Genomic DNA, 18,817 nt, shown 5'->3' on the forward strand with positions numbered 1-18,817 from the left:
GACCTCCTCCCCGGATCCTCCACATCTCCTTCACTGGAGACGCAGATCACAGTGACCCCAACGTAACCATCCGGGGTCGTCCCGGGTCTAATGGGGCGATGCCGGAAACATCTTGGGGGATGTTTCACGGAGGTCTTGGGGGACTTCCGCGGCATTCGCCGGCCGGGACGCGTGCCCTCGGGAAGCTTTGAGCGGCCCTCCCGACCCGAACGGGTCCCGGCAACACACCGACGCCCCGGCGCGGGTCCCGTGGGGGGAATCCGCTGCCGGGGAAAGGAAAGCGCCCCGTCCGTCGACCCGTGGGGGGATCGACGGCGGGGCGCTTTTCGCGTGCTCGGGCCCTGGGGGCTCAGCCTCAGCGGGCCTCGACCGGGACGAAGTCGCGCAGGACCTCGCCGGTGTAGATCTGGCGCGGGCGGCCGATGCGGGAGCCGGGCTCCTTGATCATCTCGTGCCACTGGGCGATCCAGCCGGGCAGGCGGCCGAGCGCGAACAGCACGGTGAACATCTCGGTCGGGAAGCCCATGGCCCGGTAGATGAGACCGGTGTAGAAGTCCACGTTCGGGTAGAGGTTGCGCGCGACGAAGTACTCGTCGGCGAGCGCGTGCTCCTCCAGCTTGAGCGCGATGTCCAGCAGCTCGTCGCTCTTGCCGAGCGCCGAGAGGACGTCGTGCGCCGCCGCCTTGATGATCTTCGCCCGGGGGTCGAAGCTCTTGTAGACGCGGTGCCCGAAGCCCATCAGGCGGACGCCGTCCTCCTTGTTCTTCACCTTGCGGATGAAGGCGTCGACGTCGCCGCCGTCCTTCTTGATGCCTTCCAGCATCTCCAGGACGGACTGGTTGGCGCCACCGTGCAGGGGGCCCCACAGGGCCGAGATGCCGGCGGAGATCGAGGCGAACATGTTCGCCTGCGAGGAGCCCACCAGGCGGACGGTGGAGGTCGAGCAGTTCTGCTCGTGGTCCGCGTGCAGGATCAGCAGCTTGTCGAGCGCGGAGACCACGACCGGGTCGAGCTCGTACTCCTGGGCCGGCACGGAGAAGGTCATGCGCAGGAAGTTCTCGACGTAGCCGAGGTCGTTGCGCGGGTAGACGACCGGGTGGCCGACCGACTTCTTGTACGCGTAGGCCGCGATCGTCGGGAGCTTGGCCAGCAGGCGGATCGTCGAGAGGTGGCGCTGCTTCTCGTCGAACGGGTTGTGGCTGTCCTGGTAGAAGGTGGACAGCGCGCTGACGACCGAGGACAGCATGGCCATCGGGTGGGCGTCGCGCGGGAAGCCGTCGTAGAACCGCTTGACGTCCTCGTGCAGCAGCGTGTGCTGGGTGATCTCGTTGCGGAACGACGCGAGCTGGTCGACGGTCGGCAGCTCCCCGTTGATCAGCAGGTAGGCGACCTCGATGAAGGTCGAGCGCTCCGCCAGCTGCTCGATCGGGTAACCGCGGTAGCGCAGGATGCCCTGCTCACCGTCGAGGTAGGTAATCGCGGACTTGTAGGCGGCGGTGTTGCCGTAGCCGCTGTCCAGAGTGACGAGCCCGGTCTGGGCCCTCAGCTTCGCGATGTCGAAGCCCTGGTCACCGACGGTGCTTTCGATCACCGGGTAGGTGTATTCGCCGTCCGCGTACCGGAGTACTACAGAGTTGTCGCTCACGTCATCCCTCACCGACGTAGTGCCTCTTCTTCGAGGTGCCCTGACTGCCTCTACCTTCCCCCATTTGGCGCAGGAGAGTGCACTCGGGGTCGGCCTTTGGTCTTTTTGACGGCACTCAGTGCCGTCAACCTGCTCATCCTGCCCTGCCCGCACCGCTTGTGGGAACCCAAATGATCGATCATCTAGGTGATGTTTCCCACCGGTATCCGTCCGGCGAGCCTGGCCGCGACCGCCGTGAACCTCCTGCCTGCGGAAACGGTACGCACCGCCTGCCCGAGGGCCTTGCGGGACCCGACCAGGACGACGAGTTTCTTCGCCCTGGTCACGGCCGTGTAGAGCAAGTTCCGCTGGAGCATCATCCAAGCCCCGGTCGTGACCGGGATCACGACCGCCGGATATTCACTCCCCTGGGAGCGGTGGATGGTGACGGCGTAGGCGTGGGCCAGCTCGTCCAGCTCCGCGAACTCGTAGCCCACCTCCTCGTCCTCCTCCGTACGGACCGTCAAGCGCTGCTCGTCCGGATCGATAGCGGTCACCACGCCAACGGTGCCGTTGAAGACGCCATTGGCGCCCTTCTCATAGTTGTTCCTGATTTGCGTGACTTTGTCACCAACCCTGAAGACCCGGCCGCCGAACCGCTTCTCGGGCAGGTTCGGCCTGGCCGGGGTGATGGCCTGCTGGAGCAGGCCGTTGAGATGGCCCGCCCCGGCCGGCCCCCGGTGCATGGGCGCCAGCACCTGGACGTCACGGCGCGGGTCGAGCCCGAATCGAGCCGGGATCCGGCGGGCGGCCACGTCCACCGCGAGCGCCCCGGCCGCCTCCGTGTCCTCCTCCGGGAAGAGGAAGAAGTCCGGCAGCCCGTCCGTGATGGGCGGGACCCCGGTGTTGATGCGGTGGGCGTTGGTGACCACGCCCGACTGCTGCGCCTGCCGGAAGATCCGGGTCAGCCGGACGGCGGGCACCGGACCGCCCTCGGCCAGCAGGTCCCGCAGCACCTCGCCCGCGCCGACCGACGGGAGCTGGTCCACGTCCCCGACCAGCAGCAGGTGCGCCCCCGGGGCCACCGCCTTGACCAGTTTGTTGGCGAGCAGCAGGTCCAGCATCGAGGCCTCGTCCACCACGACCAGGTCGGCGTCGAGCGGCCGGTCGCGGTCGTACGCGGCGTCCCCGCCGGGTTTGAGCTCCAGCAGCCGGTGCACCGTGGAGGCCTCGGCCCCCGTCAGCTCGGACAGCCGTTTCGCCGCCCGGCCGGTGGGGGCGGCGAGCACCACCTTGGCCTTCTTGGCCCGGGCCAGCTCGACGATGGACCGCACCGTGAAGGACTTGCCGCAGCCCGGCCCGCCGGTCAGCACGGCGACCCGGCGGGTCAGCGCCAGCCGGACCGCGTCCCGCTGCTCGGGGGCGAGCGCGGCCCCGGTCCGCGCCGCCAGCCAGCCCAGGGCCTTCTCCCAGTCCACGTCCCGGAATCCGGGCATCCGGTCCTCTTCTGCGTTGAGCAGCCGGCGGACCTGGCCCGCCAGCGACAGCTCGGCCCGGTGGAAGGGGACCAGGTACACGGCCGTCAGGGGGTCCGGGCCGCCCTGGGGGTCGGGCACCGATTCCCGTACGACCCCCTCCGGATCGGCCGCGAGCTCGGCCAGGCACTCGATGACCAGCCCGGTGTCCACCTGGAGCAGCTTCACCCCGTCGGCGATGAGCCGCTCCTCGGGCAGGAAGCAGTGCCCCTGGTCGGCGGACTGGGACAGCGCGTACTGGAGACCGGCCTTGACCCGCTCGGGGCTGTCGTGCGGGATCCCGACGGCCTGGGCGATCCGGTCGGCGGTGAGGAAGCCGATGCCCCAGACGTCGGCGGCGAGCCGATACGGCTGGTTGCGCACCACCGAGATGGAGGCGTCCCCGTACTTCTTGTAGATGCGGACGGCGATGGAGGTGGAGACCCCGACGCCCTGGAGGAAGACCATGACCTCCTTGATGGCCTTCTGCTCCTCCCAGGCGGCGCCGATCAGCTTCGTCCGCTTGGGGCCCAGGCCCGGCACCTCGACGAGCCGCTTCGGCTCGGTCTCGATCACGTCGAGGGTGTCGGTGCCGAAGTGCTCCACGATCCGGTCGGCGATCCTCGGACCGATGCCCTTGATCAGGCCCGAGCCCAGGTAGCGCCGGATGCCCTGGATGGTGGCGGGCAGGACCGTCGTGTAGTTCTCGACGCTGAACTGTCTGCCGTACTGGGGGTGCGAGCCCCAGCGGCCCTCCATGCGCAGGGACTCCCCGGGCTGCGCGCCGAGCAGCGAGCCGACGACGGTCAGCAGATCACCGGCGCCGCGGCCCGTGTCGACCCGGGCGACCGTGTAGCCGCTCTCCTCGTTGGCGTAGGTGATGCGCTCCAGCACCCCCTCGACCACCGCCGGTTGCACCGCCCCGTTGTTCGCCATGGCACAAGAAACTACAGCCCGCCGCCGACAGTCCACCGGGCCTGTGGACAAACGAAAGGGGGTCCGGCCTCACGGCCGGACCCCCTCACGGTTACCCCTCCCTCGTCGGACTTCCCGATCCCCCCAGATCCCCTCCCGGAAGTCCCGACGCACCATACGACCCGCGTCAGGCCCGGAGGGTTGCATGCGGAACCACAGCTTTACCTTTCCATTACCGACGGTGCTCCGGAAGTCGCTCTGAGATGCCAATGAACCACCCCACACGTAGCGTTTCCGGCATGAGCGAATCTTCCTTCGAGGACGACGTCATCAACGAGCTCGGCGACGACAGGCTGACCGAGATCGCGTCCCTGCTCGGCACCGACGAGAACGGCGCCCGCGACACGGTCGCCCAGACCGTCGGCACACTGGCCGGCGGACTCCAGGAGAAGGCCTCGGCCGGAGACGACGAGGTCCACCAGGCCCTGGCGGAGGTGGCGCAGCCGCCCCTCCAGGGCGTGGCCACCCTGGGCGGCGGCCTCGGCGGTCTGCTCGGCGGCGGGATGATGGCCGGGGTCCTCGCCAAGGCGAGCAAGCCGGTCGCCGCGGCGGTGTCGAAGAAGACGGGCATCCCCGCCCCGACCGTCGCCCGGGTCATCGAGATGCTGATCCCGGTCCTCCTGGCCGTCCTCGCCAAGCGCGCCTCCGCCGGCAAGGGCGCGGGCGCCCCCACCGCCGGCGGCGGCCTCGGCGACCTGCTGGGCCAGATCCTCGGCGGCGGCAAGAAGTAGCCCCCGGAAGGCACCCCTGCGGAGCACGCGCACCGCTCCTACGGCGCCGACCTCACCGGGCAGGACTGGCGGCTGCCCCTGCGGGAGCACCCGTCGCGCCGACGCCCGCCCGCGCCGGGCGGCCGCCCGGGGCCAGCGAGGTCAGCCCCACCCCGCCGACCAGCAGGACCGCCGCCAGCCAGCGCGGCCCCGAGACCGGTTCCCCGAGCACCAGCGCCGCCGAGGACATCCCGAAGACCGGCACCAGCAGCGAGAACGGCGCCACGGCGGAGGCCGGGTAGCGGCGCAGCAGGTAGCCCCAGGCGCCGAAGCCGAACACCGTGGACACCCAGGCGACGTAGCCGATGACGGCCACCCCGGACCAGTCCAGGGCGCGCAGCGCCGCCAGGTCCCGCTCGGGCCCCTCCAGCAGCAGCGACAGCCCCAGCAGCGGCACGACGGGGACCGTGCACACCCACACCATGAAGTTCAGCGCGTCGGGCGGGGCGGCCTTGCGGGTGAGCACGTTGGACACGCCCCAGCAGGCGGCCGCCGCCACGACCAGGGTGAACCCGGCCGCCGGCCCGGACAGGCCCCGGTCCACGGCGGCGACCGCGATCCCGGCCAGCGCCACGGCCATGCCCAGCACCCGCACCCGGCCGGGCCGTTCGCGCAGCACCACCGCGGCGAGGACGGCGGTGAACACGGCCTGGATCTGGAGGACGAGCGAGGACAGCCCGGCCGGCATCCCGGCGGCCATGCCGGTGAACAGCAGCCCGAACTTGGCGATGCCGAGGGCCACTCCGACGCCCACGATCCACTTCCAGGCGACCTTGGGCCGCCCCACGAAGAACACGGCGGGCAGCGCGGCCACGAGGAAGCGCAGGGCGGACAGCAGCAGCGGCGGGAAGTGGCCGAGCCCGATCTGGATGACGACGAAGTTGAACCCCCAGACGGCGGCGACGAGTACGGCGAGAGCGGTGTGTACGGGACGCATGCTCCGAGCATCGACGCCCGGACCATGTAGCACCAGCGCGGATCCCTTCCGGGATGGATGAAGCAGTACTTACGATTCCCCCACCGCCGCCCCTACGATGGCGGGATGCTCGACCTGCCCCGGCTGCGCGCCCTGCACGCCGTCTCCGTCCACGGCTCCGTCGCTGCCGCGGCCGCCGCCCTCGGCTACACCCCCTCCGCCGTCTCACAGCAGATCGGCAAACTGGAGCGGGAGACCCGCACCACCCTGCTGGAGCGGCGCGGGCGCGGGGTCGCCCTCACCGAGGAGGCCAGGCACCTGGCCGAGACGGCCCGGGAGCTGCTGTCGATCGTCGAGCGGGCCGAGACCACCCTGGAGGAGCGGCGCGGGCGGCCGAGCGGGCTGCTGACGGTGGCCGCGTTCGCCTCGGCCGCGCGCGGGCTGCTGCCGGGGGTGCTGGCCGGCCTGGCCGCCCGCCATCCGGCGCTCGACGTACGCCTCACGGAGGTGGACCCCCACCTCTCGGTGGACCTGGTGGCCCGGGGAGTCACCGACCTGGCGGTGGCCCACGACTGGGACATCGCCCCGCTGCCCGCCCCCGAGGGAGTGGAGCAGGCGGTGATCGGGGACGACCGCTGCGACCTGGTGGTGCCGGCCGGGCACCCCTTCACCGCGCGGCGCCTGGTCCGGCGGGCGGACCTGGGCGGCCAGCGGTGGGTGTGCCAGCCGCCCGGGCGGGTCTGCCACGACTGGCTGATGCGGACCCTGCGCACGGCCGGGTTCGAGCCGGACATCGCGCACATGGCCGAGGAGAACCACACCATCGTGGCGCTGGTCGCCGCCGGACTCGGCATCGCCGTCGTGCCCCGGCTGGGCACGGGCCCGCTCCCGCCGGGCGCGGTGGCCGTCCCCCTGGAGCCGCTCCCCGTACGCCGGTTGTACGCCCTGTGGCGGACGGGCGCCTCCCGCCGGCCGGCGATCACCGAGACCGTGCGCACCCTCCAGGAGCACTGGCCGATCGTGGCGGGCCTGCTTCCGGGGGACGCGTCGAGTGTCCCCCTGACGCGGGGCGGGGACCGGGAGTAGGGTCCCGGGGGTGCCGTACCACGCCTCCCGCCGGGCCCTGCTCGCCGCCGCGGCCATGGCCGCCGCCACGGCCGCCGGGGCCGCCTCCTCCGCTACGGGCGCCCACCGCACCCCCGACGACGCCCGCTCCCCCGCAGCGCCCCCGGGCCGCCGCCCGGACCGGGAGCGGCTGCGCGCCCTGGTGGCCTCGATGGGGCTGCCCGAGCTGGTCGGGCAGTTGTTCGTGTCCCGGGCGTACGGGCACTCTGCGACCGACCCCGACCCGGCGGACGCGGACCTGAACCAGGCCCAGTTCGGCGTGCGCACCGCCGCCGAACTGGTGGCCCGCTACCACCTCGGCGGGATCGTCTACTTCGCCTGGGCGCACAACACCCGCTCCCCCGGGCAGATCGCCGCCCTGTCCAACGGCCTCCAGCGGGCCGCGGCCGGCTCCGGCGCGGGGATCCCGCTGCTGCTCTCCGTCGACCAGGAGCACGGGGCCGTCGCCCGGATCGGCCGGCCCGCGACGCTGCTGCCCGGGGCGATGGCGCTCGGCGCCCGGGGCTCGGCCGCCGACGCCCGCCGGGCGGCCCGGGTGGCGGGGGCGGAACTGGCCGCGCTGGGCATCCGGCAGGACTACGCGCCGGTGGCCGACGTGAACGTGAACCCGGCCAATCCGGTGATCGGCGTCCGCTCCTTCGGCTCCGACCCGGAGGCGGTGGCGGAGCTGGCGGCCGCCCAGGTGCGCGGCTACCAGGGGGCGGGGGTGGCCGCGACGGCGAAGCACTTCCCGGGCCACGGGGACACCGAGACCGACAGCCACGTGGGGCTGCCGGTGATGCGGCACACCCGCGCCCAGTGGGAGGAGCTGGACGAGCCTCCGTTCCGGGCGGCGGTTCAGGCGGGCGCGGACGTGGTGATGACGGCGCACATCGTCTTCCCCGCGCTCGATCCCTCGGGGGATCCGGCGACCCTCTCGCGGCCGATCGTGACGGGCATCCTTCGCGAACGCCTGGGCTTCCGGGGGGTGGTGGTGACCGACGCCCTCGACATGGCCGGGGTCCGCCAGAAGTACGGGGACGACCGGGTGCCGGTCCTGGCCCTCAAGGCGGGCTGCGACCAGCTGCTGAACGCCCCCGACCTGGGGCTGGCCTACCGCAGCGTGCTGGCGGCGGTCGGGTCGGGCGAGCTGACGCGGGAGCGGGTCGAGGAGTCGGTGCTGCGGATCCTGGAAGTGAAGGCCCGCCGGGGCCTGTTCGACGACCCGTACGCCGACGAGGCGCGGGTGGACGCGGTGGTGGGCACCGCGGAGCACCTGGCGGCGGCGGACGCGGTCGCCGCGGGTACGACCACCCTGCTGGCCAACCCGCGCGGGCTGCTGCCCCTGGACGCGCAGGCGGGACCCCGGCTGCTGGTGACGGGTACCGACCCGGCCTCCCCCACGGGTACGACGGGACCGCCCACGACGGTCCTGGCGCGGGAGCTGACGGCGCTGGGCTGCCGGGCGCAGGCGCTGCCCGCGGAGCGGGCGGTGGCGGCCGCGCCGGGCAACGCGGCGGTGCTGGTGTGCACGTACAACGTCCCGGAGGGGGAGAGCCCGCAGCGGACGCTGGTGACGGACCTGATCGCGACGGGCGTCCCGGTGGTGCTGGTGGCGGTACGCAATCCGTACGACCCGGCCCGGCTGCCCGCGTGCGCGGCCGAGGTGGCGACGTACACCTGGACGGACGTGGAGATGCGGGCGGCGGCCCGGGTGCTGACGGGTGCGCGGCGGCCGTCCGGCCGCCTCCCGGTCCCCGTCCCGGGCCGCTACCCGCTGGGCCACGGGCTGGAGTACTGACGTACCCGGCCCGCGGCCCGCGGGATGGCGCCTACGGCCGCAGGGACTCGTGGCGCAGGTCGGTCCGGTCGAGCTCCGGGTCCGGCGCGGCGAGCGGGGCCGTCTGCGGCGCGGCCTTCTCGGTGCTGAACACGTTGGCCGCGGGGGCCACTCCGGCCCACTCCAGGATCCGCGCGGTGGCCAGGGCCTTCTCGCCGTCCTGGAGCTTGGAGACGTTCGCCCCGTGGTTGGCGCCCGGCGCGATCATCACGTAGCTGTCGCGGGCCCCGTAGCCGATGTGGAAGGGCTCGGCGCCCCACGGGTCGTTCTGCCCGTACACGAACAGCATCTGGTGGGCGTTGTTCCGCACCCAGGTGTCGACGTCGGCCATGGCCCCGGGCTGGAAGGTCATGGGTATGTCGCGCGGCACGAAGTTGCGCGGCGGCTGGTAGCCGTAGCGGCTCAGGTCCTTCAGCCACGGCTGCTTGATGTCGGGCGAGCCGAGCTGGGTGCCGGCCTGGTAGTAGTACGGCGTGTACGTCTCCAGGCCCTGGTCGGCGTAGGCCGAGAAGCCGGAGATCGTGTCGACGCTGTCCCAGATCTGCTGGTCGGTGGCGGTCTTGGCGTCCGGCACGGTCGCGCAGTCGGAGAGCAGGCTGTACTGCCAGAAGGCCCAGGTGTAGTCGAGGACGACGGCCTCGAAGGCCCGGTCCGGGCTGCCGATGGTGTTGAAGGTCCAGCCGTTCGCGGCGGCGGCCTCCTTGTACTTGGCCTCCAGCGGCTCGCGCCGGATCAGGGCCTCGCGCTGGACGGCGGCCAGCTTGTCGCGGCACTCCTTGGTGCCGACCTTGGTGAAGAACCGGTCGTAGGCCGAGTCCTCCTTGTTGACGACGTCGTTGGGCGCGACGTAGGCGACGACGCCGTCCATGTCGCGCGGGTAGAAGCGCTCGAAGTACGTCGCCGTCATACCGCCCTTGCTGGCGCCGGTGGCGAGCCACTTCTTGGTGTAGATCTGCTTCAGGGCGGTGAAGATGCGGTGCTGGTCGCTGGCCGCCTGCCAGATGTCCAGCTTCGACCAGTCCGCGGGGTCGGGGCGGGACGGGTTGAAGAATCGATACTCCATGGACACCTGGTTGCCGTCGACTATGGTCGTCGGCTCTGCGCGGCGCGGGTTGGTGTTGACGTTGTAGCCGGAGGTGTAGAAGACGGTGGGCCGGGACTCGTCCTTGTGCAGCAGGGTGATGCGCTGCTTGAAGGTGCCCTTCGACGGCTGCCGGTGGTCGATCGGCTGCTCGTAGTTCAGCACGAAGAACCGGTAGCCGGGGTACGGCTTCTCCTCGATCAGGCTCATCCCGGGGACGGCGAGGATCCGGTCCTTGATGTCGGCGGTGGTGCCCTGCTCCGCGGTGGTCGGCGCGGCGGCGGCCGGCTCGGCGGGGGTGGCCGCCTGAGCCGTGAAGCCGGCCGAGCCGAAGGTGCCGATGAGCACCGCGAGCGGCAGCAGCCGGCCAAGGGTCTTGCGCATGCACTCTCCCCATGCAGTCCACTGGTGGTCGCCGTGAACCTAGCGGGGTCAACACGCCTGTGAACAGTACTGGTTGGGTCTCGGCGTCAGCACAGGATCCAGCCGGATTCCACCGATCCGGCCGCGACGGCGCCCTTTACATACACGCACCGGCTGATCGCCCCGACGGTGACGGGGCCCGCGTACCGGGTGAATTGCCCCGCATCGCCCACCGGGACGCCGCCACGCGGCTGAACGCTCACCGTCAGGTAGCGGCGCTCCCCGGGGTGCAGGGCGACGGTCACGGCACAGGCCTGCGTGCGGCTCTTGTACACGCGCACCTCGGCGTCCGGCAGCGGCAGCGCCCTGACCAGCTCGCCCTGGCAGCCTCCGGCGGCGGCCCGCGCCTGCGGCGCCGCCGCGAACACCCCGCCCACGGCCAGCCACAGCGCCGCCCCGAACACCCCGAGGGACACGGCCGGCCCCCGCGCCTTCCGCATCTTCCACCCCTGAGACACGCTGACCCCCCCGATCGGTCGTACGTAACACGTACTGACGTACGTACGACGCGCAGGACTGTCGGAAGGTTGCACTACTCTAGGCGATCAACCAAATGCTCACCGTAGTTGCGAAAGGCGTCCCGCCATGACGACCGACCTGCTCGACCGCAAGCTGGAGCGCGCGTTCGCGCACCTGGACGCCGACGACAACGGCGTGATCGACGAGAAGGACATGATCGCGCTCGGCTCCCGGCTGCTGTCGGCGCTGGCCGAGCCCGCCGAGTCCCCCAGGGCGGCCGAGGTGTTCCGCGGGCTCACCGACTTCTGGGTGGACCTCTTCAACGAGCTGGGCGTCGGCCAGGACCAGAAGCTGACGCCGCAGCAGTACCGGGACGGGATGACCCGCCTCTACAAGGACGGCGGCCCGGCCTACGAGAAGTCGTTCCGGCCGATGATGAAGGCGATCCTCACCGTCGTCGACACCAACGGCGACGGGCACATCAGCCCGGAGGAGTTCCACAAGGCCCAGCTGGCCTTCGACACCCGGCTGGAGCCCGCCGACGCGGACGCCCTCTTCGAGCGGATCGACAAGAACCACGACGGCTACCTGTCGGTGGACGAGCTCCTCGACGCCGTGCGCGAGTACTACACCGGTGACGACGAGGACGCCCCGGGCAATCTGCTCTTCGGCGAGCTCTGATACCCGGGGCGTACTCCTGACGGGGGCCGCTACGCGGCGGCCGCCGGCTCGTCCTCGCCGGCGAAGGTCCGCCACAGGGTGGCGTAGCGGCCGCCGCGGGCCAGAAGTTCGGCGTGGCTGCCGTCCTCGACGACCCGGCCGCGGTCCATGACCACCACCCGGTCGGCGCGGGCGGCGGTGGTCAGCCGGTGGGCCACCACCAGGGTGGTGCGCTTGCCGGCGAGCCGGTCGGTGGCCTGGTTGACCTGCGCCTCGGTGGCCAGGTCCAGGGCGGCGGTGGCCTCGTCGAGCAGCAGCACGTCCGGGTCGACGAGCTCGGCACGGGCCAGCGCGATCAACTGGCGCTGGCCCGCGGAGAGGTTGCGGCCGCGCTCGGTGACGGTGTGCAGGTAGCCGCCGTCGAGGGTGGCGATCATGTCGTGGGCGCCGACCGCGCGGGCGGCCGCCTCCACCTCGGCGTCGCTCGCGTCCGGCCGCCCGTAGGCGATGGCGTCGCGGACGGTCCCCGGGAAGAGGTACGACTCCTGGGGGACGACCCCCAGCCGGTGGCGGTACCCCGTCAGGTCCAGCTCCCGCAGGTCGGTGCCGTCGGCGGTGACCCGGCCGGAGGTCGGGTCGTAGAACCGGGCCACCATCTTGACCAGCGTGGACTTTCCGGCGCCGGTCTCGCCGACGAAGGCGACGGTCTGCCCGGCGGGTATCCGCAGGCTGATGCCGCCCAGCGCCTCGCCCTCCTCGCCGCGCTCCTCGGCGGTGGCGTACGCGAAGCGCACGTCCTCGAAGGCGATCTCGCCGCGCAGCCCGGTGACCTCGCGGGGCGTGGCCGGGGGCGGGGTGGTGGTGGGTTCGCGCAGCAGGTCCTGGATGCGGCCGAGGGAGACGGTGGCCTGCTGGTAGCCGTCGAAGACCTGGGAGAGCTGCTGGACCGGGGCGAAGAAGAGGTCGATGTAGAGCAGGTAGGCCACCAGCGCGCCGGTGGTGAGGGTGGCCGCCTCGACCCGGCCCGCGCCGACGATCAGCACGGCCGCCGCCGCGCCCGAGGACAGCAGCTGGACGAAGGGGAAGTAGACGGATATCAGCCACTGGCCGCGCACCCGCGCCTGGCGGTAGGAGTCGCTGCGCTCGGCGAAGCGGTCGGCGCCGGCGTGCTGGCGGCGGAAGGCCTGCACCAGGCGCAGCCCGGCGACGGACTCCTGGAGGTCGGCGTTGACCAGGCTGACCCGGTCGCGGGCGAGCTCGTACGCGGCGACCGACTTGCGGCGGAAGACGATCGTGGCGAGGACCAGCACGGGCAGGGTCGCGAAGACGATCAGCGCGAGTTCGAGGTCGAGGACGAGCAGGGCGACGAGGATGCCGAAGAAGGTCAGGACGGAGACGACGGCGGTGACCAGCCCGGTCTGCAGGAAGCTGGAGAGGGAGTCCACGTCGGTGGTCATCCGGGTCATGATCTTGCCGGTGAGCTCGCGCTCGTAGTAGTCCAGGCCGAGGCGCTGGAGCTGGGCGAAGATCTTGACGCGCAGGGCGTAGAGCACGCGCTCGCCGGTGCGTCCGGTCATCCGGGTCTCGGCGAACTGCGCCGCCCACTGGGCGGTGACGACCACCAGCGCGAGGGCGGCGGCGGCCCACACCGCGCCCAGGGCGGCCTTCTCCACGCCCTGGTCGATGCCGTGCCGGATCAGGACCGGCAGGAGCAGGCCGGCGCCCGCGTCGAGGGCGACGAGGCCGAGGCTGATGGCGAGCGGGGCCCAGAAGCCGTGCAGCAGCCGGCGCAGTCCGTAGCTCTCCTCGGCGGCCGCGGCCCGGTCCTCGTCCACGTCCGGCTGGTCGTCGGCCGGCGGCAGGGCCGCGACCTGCGCGAGGAGTTCGGGGGTGGCGCCGGGGGCGGGGTCCTCGCCCTTGTCGCTGCGCCGCCACAGTTCGGGGGTGACCCCGTCGGCCACGCGCCGCTTGGCGTTGACCGGCTCGGAGTCGATCTCGGCCTCCAGCTCGATGTCCCGTTCCAGGTCGCGCTTGAGGTCGCGCTCGAACTCGGCCATGGAGGGCGCGTCGGGGGTGCGCGGGGAGGCCGCGCCGAGGGCTTCGGGGTCGGTGAGCAGCCGGCGGTAGAGGGCGGAGCGGCGTTCCAGCTCCTCGTGCGTGCCGATGTCGGCGAGCCGGCCGCCGTCGAGTACGGCGATCCGGTCGGCGAGGGCGAGGGTGGAGCGGCGGTGGGCGATCAGCAGGGTGGTGCGGCCGGCCATGACGGCCCGCAGCGCCTCGTGGATCTCGTGTTCCACGCGGGCGTCGACGGCGGAGGTGGCGTCGTCGAGGAGGAGCAGCCGGGGGTCGGTGAGGAGGGCGCGGGCGAGCGCGATGCGCTGGCGCTGGCCGCCGGAGAGGGTCAGGCCCTGTTCGCCGACCTTGGTGTCGTAGCCGGCGGGCAGCGCTTGAATAAACGATTCCGCTTGGGCCGCGCGCGCGGCGGCGCGTATCTCCTCGTCCGTGGCCTGCGGGCGCCCGTAGGCGATGTTGGCCCGGATGGTGTCGGAGAAGAGGAACGAGTCCTCGGGCACGAGGCCGATGGCGGCCCGCAGGGAGTCGTACGTCAGCTCCCGCACGTCGTGGCCGCCGACCCGGACGGTGCCGTGGTCGGCGTCGTAGAAGCGCGGCAGGAGCAGGGAGACGGTGGACTTCCCGGAGCCCGACGCCCCCACGACGGCGACGGTCTCGCCCTCCGCGAGGCTGAGCGAGAAGCCGTCGAGGACGGGCCGCTCGGGGTCGTAGCCGAAGCGGACGTCCTCGAACGCGACGGTGGCGGGCGCGTCGGCGGGCAGCTCCCGCGTCCCCTCCTCGATCACCGGCTCGGTGTCGATGAGCTCGAAGACCCGCTCCACGCCGGCCCGGGCCTGCTGGCCGACGGTGAGCACCATGGCGAGCATGCGGACGGGGCCGACCAGCTGGGCGAGGTAGGTGGAGAAGGCGACGAAGGTGCCGAGGGTGATGTGCCCCTGGGTGGCCAGCCAGCCGCCGAGGGCCAGCATGGCGACCTGGCCGAGCGCGGGGACGGCCTGGAGGGCGGGGGTGTAGCGGGAGTTGAGCCGGATGGCGCGCATCCGGCCGCCGAAGAGCCGGCGGCCGGCCTCGCGGAGCTTGCCGGTCTCCTGCTCCTCCTGCCCGAAGCCCTTGACCACGCGCACGCCGGTCACGGCCCCGTCGACGACGGTGGCGACGGCGGCGGCCTGGCCCTGGGCGTACCAGGTGGCGGGGAAGAGCTTCTTGCGGCTGCGCTTGGCGATGAACCAGAGCGCGGGGGCCATCAGCAGCGCGACCACGGTGAGCACCGGCGACAGCCACACCATGACGCCCAGGGATATCCCGAACAGCAGGAAGTTGCCGATGGTCATGGGCAGCATGAAGAGCAGCCCCTGGATCAGCTGGAGGTCGCTGGTGGCCCGCCCGACGACCTGCCCGGTCGACAGCTCGTCCTGCCGCCGGCCGTCGAGGCGGGCGATGGTGTCGTACATGTCGGTGCGCAGGTCGTGCTGCACGTCGAGGGCGAGGCGGCCGCCGTAGTACCGGCGTACGTAGGTCAGCACGTAGACGAGCAGCGCGGCGCCGACGAGCAGCCCGGCCCAGGGGGCCATCGCCTTGCTCTCGTCCCCGATGACGTCGTCGATGATGGTCCGGGTGACGAGCGGCACGAGCGCCATGACGGCCATGCCGGCCAGCGAGGAGCCGAGCGCGAGCAGCACGTTGAGCTTGTACCGCCAGGTGTAGGCGGCCAGCCGCCTGCCCCAGCCCTGTTTCTCCCCAGCCGCCGTCACGTCGGTGCCTCCCCGTAGGTCCTGTCCTGCCGTGACCCCCAACGCTCCGACCGGCGGATTTCATCCCGCCGCAACAATTCGAACGTGCGCGTACGGCGCCTCCGGCGCACGCCGGGAGCGCCCGGACGGGCTACGCCAGGTGGGTCGGGGCGAACATCCTGAGGGTGGCCGGGAGGACCAGGACCGAGGGGCCCGGGGTGGCGAGGGACGCGGCGAGGTCCTCGCGGAGGGTGGCCGGGGTGGTCGTGGCGGCCGGGATCCCGAAGGAGGCCGCCAGGGCCGCGAAGTCGGGGCGGGTGAGTTCCGTGCCCGTGGTGCGGCCGTCGAAGGCGTCCGTCATGTACTCGCGCAGGATGCCGTAGCCGCCGTCGTCCACGATCAGCCAGGTGACGTCGAGGCCGTACTGCTTCGCGGTGGCGAGCTCCGGGATCGAGTACATCGCGCCGCCGTCGCCGGAGACGGCCAGGACCGGGGTGCCCGGCTCCGCGACCGCCGCGCCGAGGGCCGCCGGGAAGGCGTAGCCGAGGCCGCCCGCGCCCTGGGCCGAGTGCATGGTGTTCGGGTGCTTCGCGTCGAAGGCCGACCACGCCCAGTAGGACAGGATCGTCATGTCCCAGAAGGACGGGGAGCGGGCGGGGAGGGCGGCCCTGATCGAGGTCAGGAGCTCCTGTTCGAGGGCCAGGCCCTGGGGGGCGAGGCGGGCCGCGACGGCGTCCAGGACCGCGCGGACCCGTGCGGGGGCCTCCTCGTCCTCGCGGGGTCCGACCGTCTCCAGGAGGGCCTGGAGGGCCAGGCGGGCGTCCGCGTGGATGCCGAGCGCCGGGTGGTTGGACTCCAGCTTGCCGAGGTCGGCCTCGATCTGGACGACCCGGCCGGTGGGGAAGAAGGTGTGGTAGTTCGAGGACAGCTCGCCCAGACCCGAGCCGACGACGAGGAGGACGTCGGCGTCCTCCAGGAAGTCCGTCATGTGGCGGTCCTCCAGCCAGGACTGGAGGGAGAGCGGGTGGTTCCAGGGGAAGGCGCCCTTGCCGCCGAAGGTGGTGACCACGGGGGCGTCCAGGCGTTCCGCGAGCTGCCGGAGCTTGCCCGCCGCGTCGGCGCGGACCACACCGCCGCCCGCGATGATCACCGGGCGGGAGGCCCGGGTCAGCCAGTGCGCCGCCAGCGCGGTCAGCTCGGGGCGCGGGGCCAGCTCGTGCGGGCTCGCGTCCATGCCGGTGACCTGCGGGATCACCGTCTCCGCGCGGAGCACGTCCTCGGGGATCTCCACCCAGACGGGGCCGTGCGGGGCGGTGAGGGCCGACTCCCAGGCCTCGGCGACCACCGACGGGATCTGGGAGGGGGTGCGGGCGATGTGGACGGACTTCACCACGTCGCGGAAGGACGCGGACTGGTCGCGCAGCTCGTGCAGGTGGCCGCGCCGCCCCCCGCCGAGGCCCTCCGAGGGCACCTGGGAGGAGAGGGCGAGGACCGGGGCGGAGGCGGCCGCCGCCTCCGCCAGGGCCGGCAGGGACATCAGCGCGCCGGGGCCGGTGGACAGCAGCAGCGGGACCGCCTCGCCCGTGAGGCGGCCGTACGCGTCGGCGGCGAAGCCCGCGTTGTTCTCCGTGCGCAGCCCGATCAGCCGCAGGTCGGAGCGGCCCACCGCGTCGAAGAGGGCCAGGGCGTGCTGCCCCGGCAGACCGAAGACGGTGGTCGCGCCGAGGCCGCGCAGCGTCTCCACGACCAGGTCCCCGCCCGTGCGGCCCGGCGGCGGCGCCAGGGCGGCCGCCGTCTGGGCCTCGGTGGGGCGGAGAACCAGGTCGTGGTCGTGCGTCACGTGCTTGCGTGCCCTTCGTGCTGTGCTGCCCGGGCCGCCGTGGTTCGCCTTACTTCGCCTTCGAGGCGGCGATCTGGCGGCTCATGATCGTGGTGAGCTCGTACGCGGTGTGCGAGGCCGCGACCGAGGTGATCTCGGCGTGATCGTACGCCGGGGCCACCTCGACCACGTCGGCGGAAACGAGGTTGCAGGAGGACAGGCCGCGGATGATCTCCAGCAGCTCGCGGGAGGTCATGCCGCCCGCCTCCGGCGTGCCGGTGCCGGGCGCGTGGGCCGGGTCCAGGACGTCGATGTCGATGGAGATGTACAGCGGGCGGTCGCCGATGCGCTGGCGCAGCTGGTCGGCGATCTCGTCGGCGCCGCGGCGGTAGACGTCCGCCGAGGTCACGATGCCGAAGCCCATCTTGGCGTCGTCGTCGAGGTCCTGCTTGCCGTACAGCGGGCCGCGGGTGCCGACGTGGGAGAGCGCCTCGGTGTCGAGGATGCCCTCCTCGACGGCGCGGCGGAACGGGGTGCCGTGGGTGTACTCGGCGCCGAAGTAGGTGTCCCAGGTGTCCAGGTGGGCGTCGAAGTGCAGCAGGGCGACGGGGCCGTGCTTCTTGGCGACCGAGCGCAGCAGCGGCAGCGCGATGGTGTGGTCGCCGCCGAGGGTCATCAGGCGGGAGCCGTTGCCGAGGAGCTCGTCGGCGGCGGCCTCGACCGTCTCGACGGCCTCGTTGATGTTGAAGGGGTTCACCGCGATGTCACCGGCGTCCGCGACCTGCGCGAGGGCGAAGGGGGAGGCGTCCTGCGCCGGGTTGTAGGGGCGCAGCAGGCGCGAGGCCTCGCGGATGGCGTTGCCGCCGAAGCGGGCGCCGGGGCGGTAGGAGACACCGGAGTCGAAGGGCACGCCGACGACGGCGACGTCGGCGGAGCCGACCTCGTCGAGACGGGGCAGGCGGGCGAAGGTCGCCGGACCGGCGTAGCGCGGGATCCGGGAGGAGTCGACGGGGCCGCGCGGCGTCTGCTCGGTGCTCATGGGGGGTGCCCTTCTGCTGGTCCTGCGGGTGCGGTCCTTCGAGCGTAAGCGGGCCGCGCGGGGGTGGGGAGGGTACGTTTCATCCATCTGGCAGCGTCGAAATGTACGGAGCATCCATGGCCGACCTCCCGGTCCCCCCGAACCCCGCCGCCGGCCCGCGGGCGGGGTCCTCGGTTCCCGCCGGGGAGCCGATGACGCCGCCCGTGGGGCTCGCGGCGCTGCTCGGTGAGCGGGGGCTCGGGCTGCGGCACCTCGCGGGGCCGGCGGTGGCGGAGGTGCACGGGGTGCACGCCTCCGAGATGGCGGACCCGTCCCCGTACCTGCTGGGCGGCGAACTCCTGCTGACGGCGGGGTCCGCGCTGACGGAGGCCGGGGCCGCCGCCTACGTGGACCGGCTCGCCCGCGCCGGGGCCGCCGCGCTCGGCTTCGGCGTGACCCCGGTGCACGAGGTGGTGCCGCCCGGTCTGGCCGAGGCGTGCGAGCGGTACGGGCTGCCGCTCGTCGAGGTCCCGCCGGGAACACCGTTCACGGCCGTCGCCCGCAGCGTCGGGCGGCTGATGGCGGAGGCCCGCACCCGTGAGCTCCGCCGCGTCACCGAAGCCCAGCAGTCCCTGGCGGCGGCCGCCGCCCGCCCGGACCCCGTCCCGGCGGTCCTGTCCCGCCTGGCCACGGCCCTGGGCGGCTGGGCGGCGCTGTGGGGGCCGGAGGGCGGCCCGGGCCCGGCGGGCGCCGCCGGTACGGGCCCGGGGGCCGGTCCCGGCCCGGTCGCCGGGGCGGGCGCCGCCGCCGG

The 18,817-nt window shown here is 72.8% G+C and carries 13 protein-coding genes; 5 read left to right on the forward strand and 8 right to left on the reverse strand.

Features of this window, described 5'->3' with window-relative positions:
• Positions 1 to 355: 355 nt before the first annotated feature.
• Both AB0F18_RS11800 and AB0F18_RS11805 read right to left on the reverse strand, forming a co-directional pair.
• Positions 356 to 1,645 carry a citrate synthase gene (locus AB0F18_RS11800; protein ID WP_362057937.1) on the reverse strand — a complete coding sequence of 430 codons (1,290 nt, stop codon included), beginning with the start codon at positions 1,643 to 1,645 and terminating at the stop codon, positions 356 to 358.
• Positions 1,646 to 1,827: 182 nt separating this feature from the next.
• Entirely contained in the window at positions 1,828 to 4,074 is a 2,247-nt protein-coding gene (locus AB0F18_RS11805; RefSeq protein ID WP_362057939.1) for an ATP-dependent RecD-like DNA helicase, read from the reverse strand.
• Between the two features lie 278 nt (positions 4,075 to 4,352).
• On the opposite strand from AB0F18_RS11805, the gene AB0F18_RS11810 reads away from it, so the two are divergent.
• The gene (locus AB0F18_RS11810; RefSeq protein ID WP_362057942.1) at positions 4,353 to 4,844 is read left to right on the forward strand and encodes a DUF937 domain-containing protein; all 492 of its coding nucleotides are present in this window, start codon (positions 4,353 to 4,355) and stop codon (positions 4,842 to 4,844) included.
• 52 nt (positions 4,845 to 4,896) lie between these two features.
• On the opposite strand, the gene AB0F18_RS11815 is transcribed toward AB0F18_RS11810, so the two are convergent.
• Complete coding sequence (locus AB0F18_RS11815) at positions 4,897 to 5,820, reverse strand: EamA family transporter (RefSeq protein ID WP_362057945.1); 924 nt, start codon at positions 5,818 to 5,820, stop codon at positions 4,897 to 4,899.
• Positions 5,821 to 5,925: 105 nt separating this feature from the next.
• Between AB0F18_RS11815 and AB0F18_RS11820 the strand changes: the two genes are divergently transcribed.
• Positions 5,926 to 6,885, forward strand: coding sequence for a LysR substrate-binding domain-containing protein (locus AB0F18_RS11820; RefSeq protein ID WP_362057947.1), 960 nt, complete (start codon positions 5,926 to 5,928; stop codon positions 6,883 to 6,885).
• Positions 6,886 to 6,940: 55 nt separating this feature from the next.
• Positions 6,941 to 8,704: a glycoside hydrolase family 3 N-terminal domain-containing protein gene (locus AB0F18_RS11825; protein ID WP_362057985.1), complete on the forward strand. Its 1,764-nt coding sequence runs from the start codon at positions 6,941 to 6,943 to the stop codon at positions 8,702 to 8,704.
• A gap of 31 nt (positions 8,705 to 8,735) precedes the next feature.
• On the opposite strand, the gene AB0F18_RS11830 is transcribed toward AB0F18_RS11825, so the two are convergent.
• Both AB0F18_RS11830 and AB0F18_RS11835 read right to left on the reverse strand, forming a co-directional pair.
• Positions 8,736 to 10,208 (reverse strand): S28 family serine protease, encoded by a 1,473-nt coding sequence (locus AB0F18_RS11830; RefSeq protein ID WP_362057950.1) that lies wholly within the window; start codon positions 10,206 to 10,208, stop codon positions 8,736 to 8,738.
• Positions 10,209 to 10,294: 86 nt separating this feature from the next.
• Positions 10,295 to 10,687, reverse strand: a complete 393-nt coding sequence (locus tag AB0F18_RS11835; protein ID WP_362057953.1) for a hypothetical protein — start codon at positions 10,685 to 10,687, stop codon at positions 10,295 to 10,297.
• Between the two features lie 145 nt (positions 10,688 to 10,832).
• Here AB0F18_RS11835 and AB0F18_RS11840 point away from each other — a divergent pair, with 145 nt between their 5' ends.
• Positions 10,833 to 11,387, forward strand: a complete 555-nt coding sequence (locus AB0F18_RS11840; RefSeq protein WP_362057956.1) for an EF-hand domain-containing protein — start codon at positions 10,833 to 10,835, stop codon at positions 11,385 to 11,387.
• A gap of 29 nt (positions 11,388 to 11,416) precedes the next feature.
• Here the strand turns inward: AB0F18_RS11840 and AB0F18_RS11845 are convergent, their stop codons facing one another.
• The 3 genes from AB0F18_RS11845 to speB form a co-directional block, all read right to left on the reverse strand.
• On the reverse strand, positions 11,417 to 15,190 hold the full coding sequence (locus AB0F18_RS11845) for an ABC transporter ATP-binding protein (RefSeq protein WP_362057959.1): 3,774 nt from the start codon (positions 15,188 to 15,190) through the stop codon (positions 11,417 to 11,419).
• Positions 15,191 to 15,320: 130 nt separating this feature from the next.
• Positions 15,321 to 17,009, reverse strand: coding sequence for a thiamine pyrophosphate-binding protein (locus AB0F18_RS11850; RefSeq protein WP_362057962.1), 1,689 nt, complete (start codon positions 17,007 to 17,009; stop codon positions 15,321 to 15,323).
• 49 nt (positions 17,010 to 17,058) lie between these two features.
• On the reverse strand, positions 17,059 to 18,027 hold the full coding sequence (speB, locus tag AB0F18_RS11855; protein WP_362057965.1) for an agmatinase: 969 nt from the start codon (positions 18,025 to 18,027) through the stop codon (positions 17,059 to 17,061).
• A gap of 191 nt (positions 18,028 to 18,218) precedes the next feature.
• On the opposite strand from speB, the gene AB0F18_RS11860 reads away from it, so the two are divergent.
• Positions 18,219 to 18,817 (forward strand): PucR family transcriptional regulator ligand-binding domain-containing protein (locus AB0F18_RS11860; protein WP_362057988.1); only part of this gene is annotated, 599 nt, incomplete at its 3' end.

Source organism: Streptomyces sp. NPDC029216 (assembly GCF_040648015.1).
GTDB lineage: Bacteria > Actinomycetota > Actinomycetes > Streptomycetales > Streptomycetaceae > Streptomyces.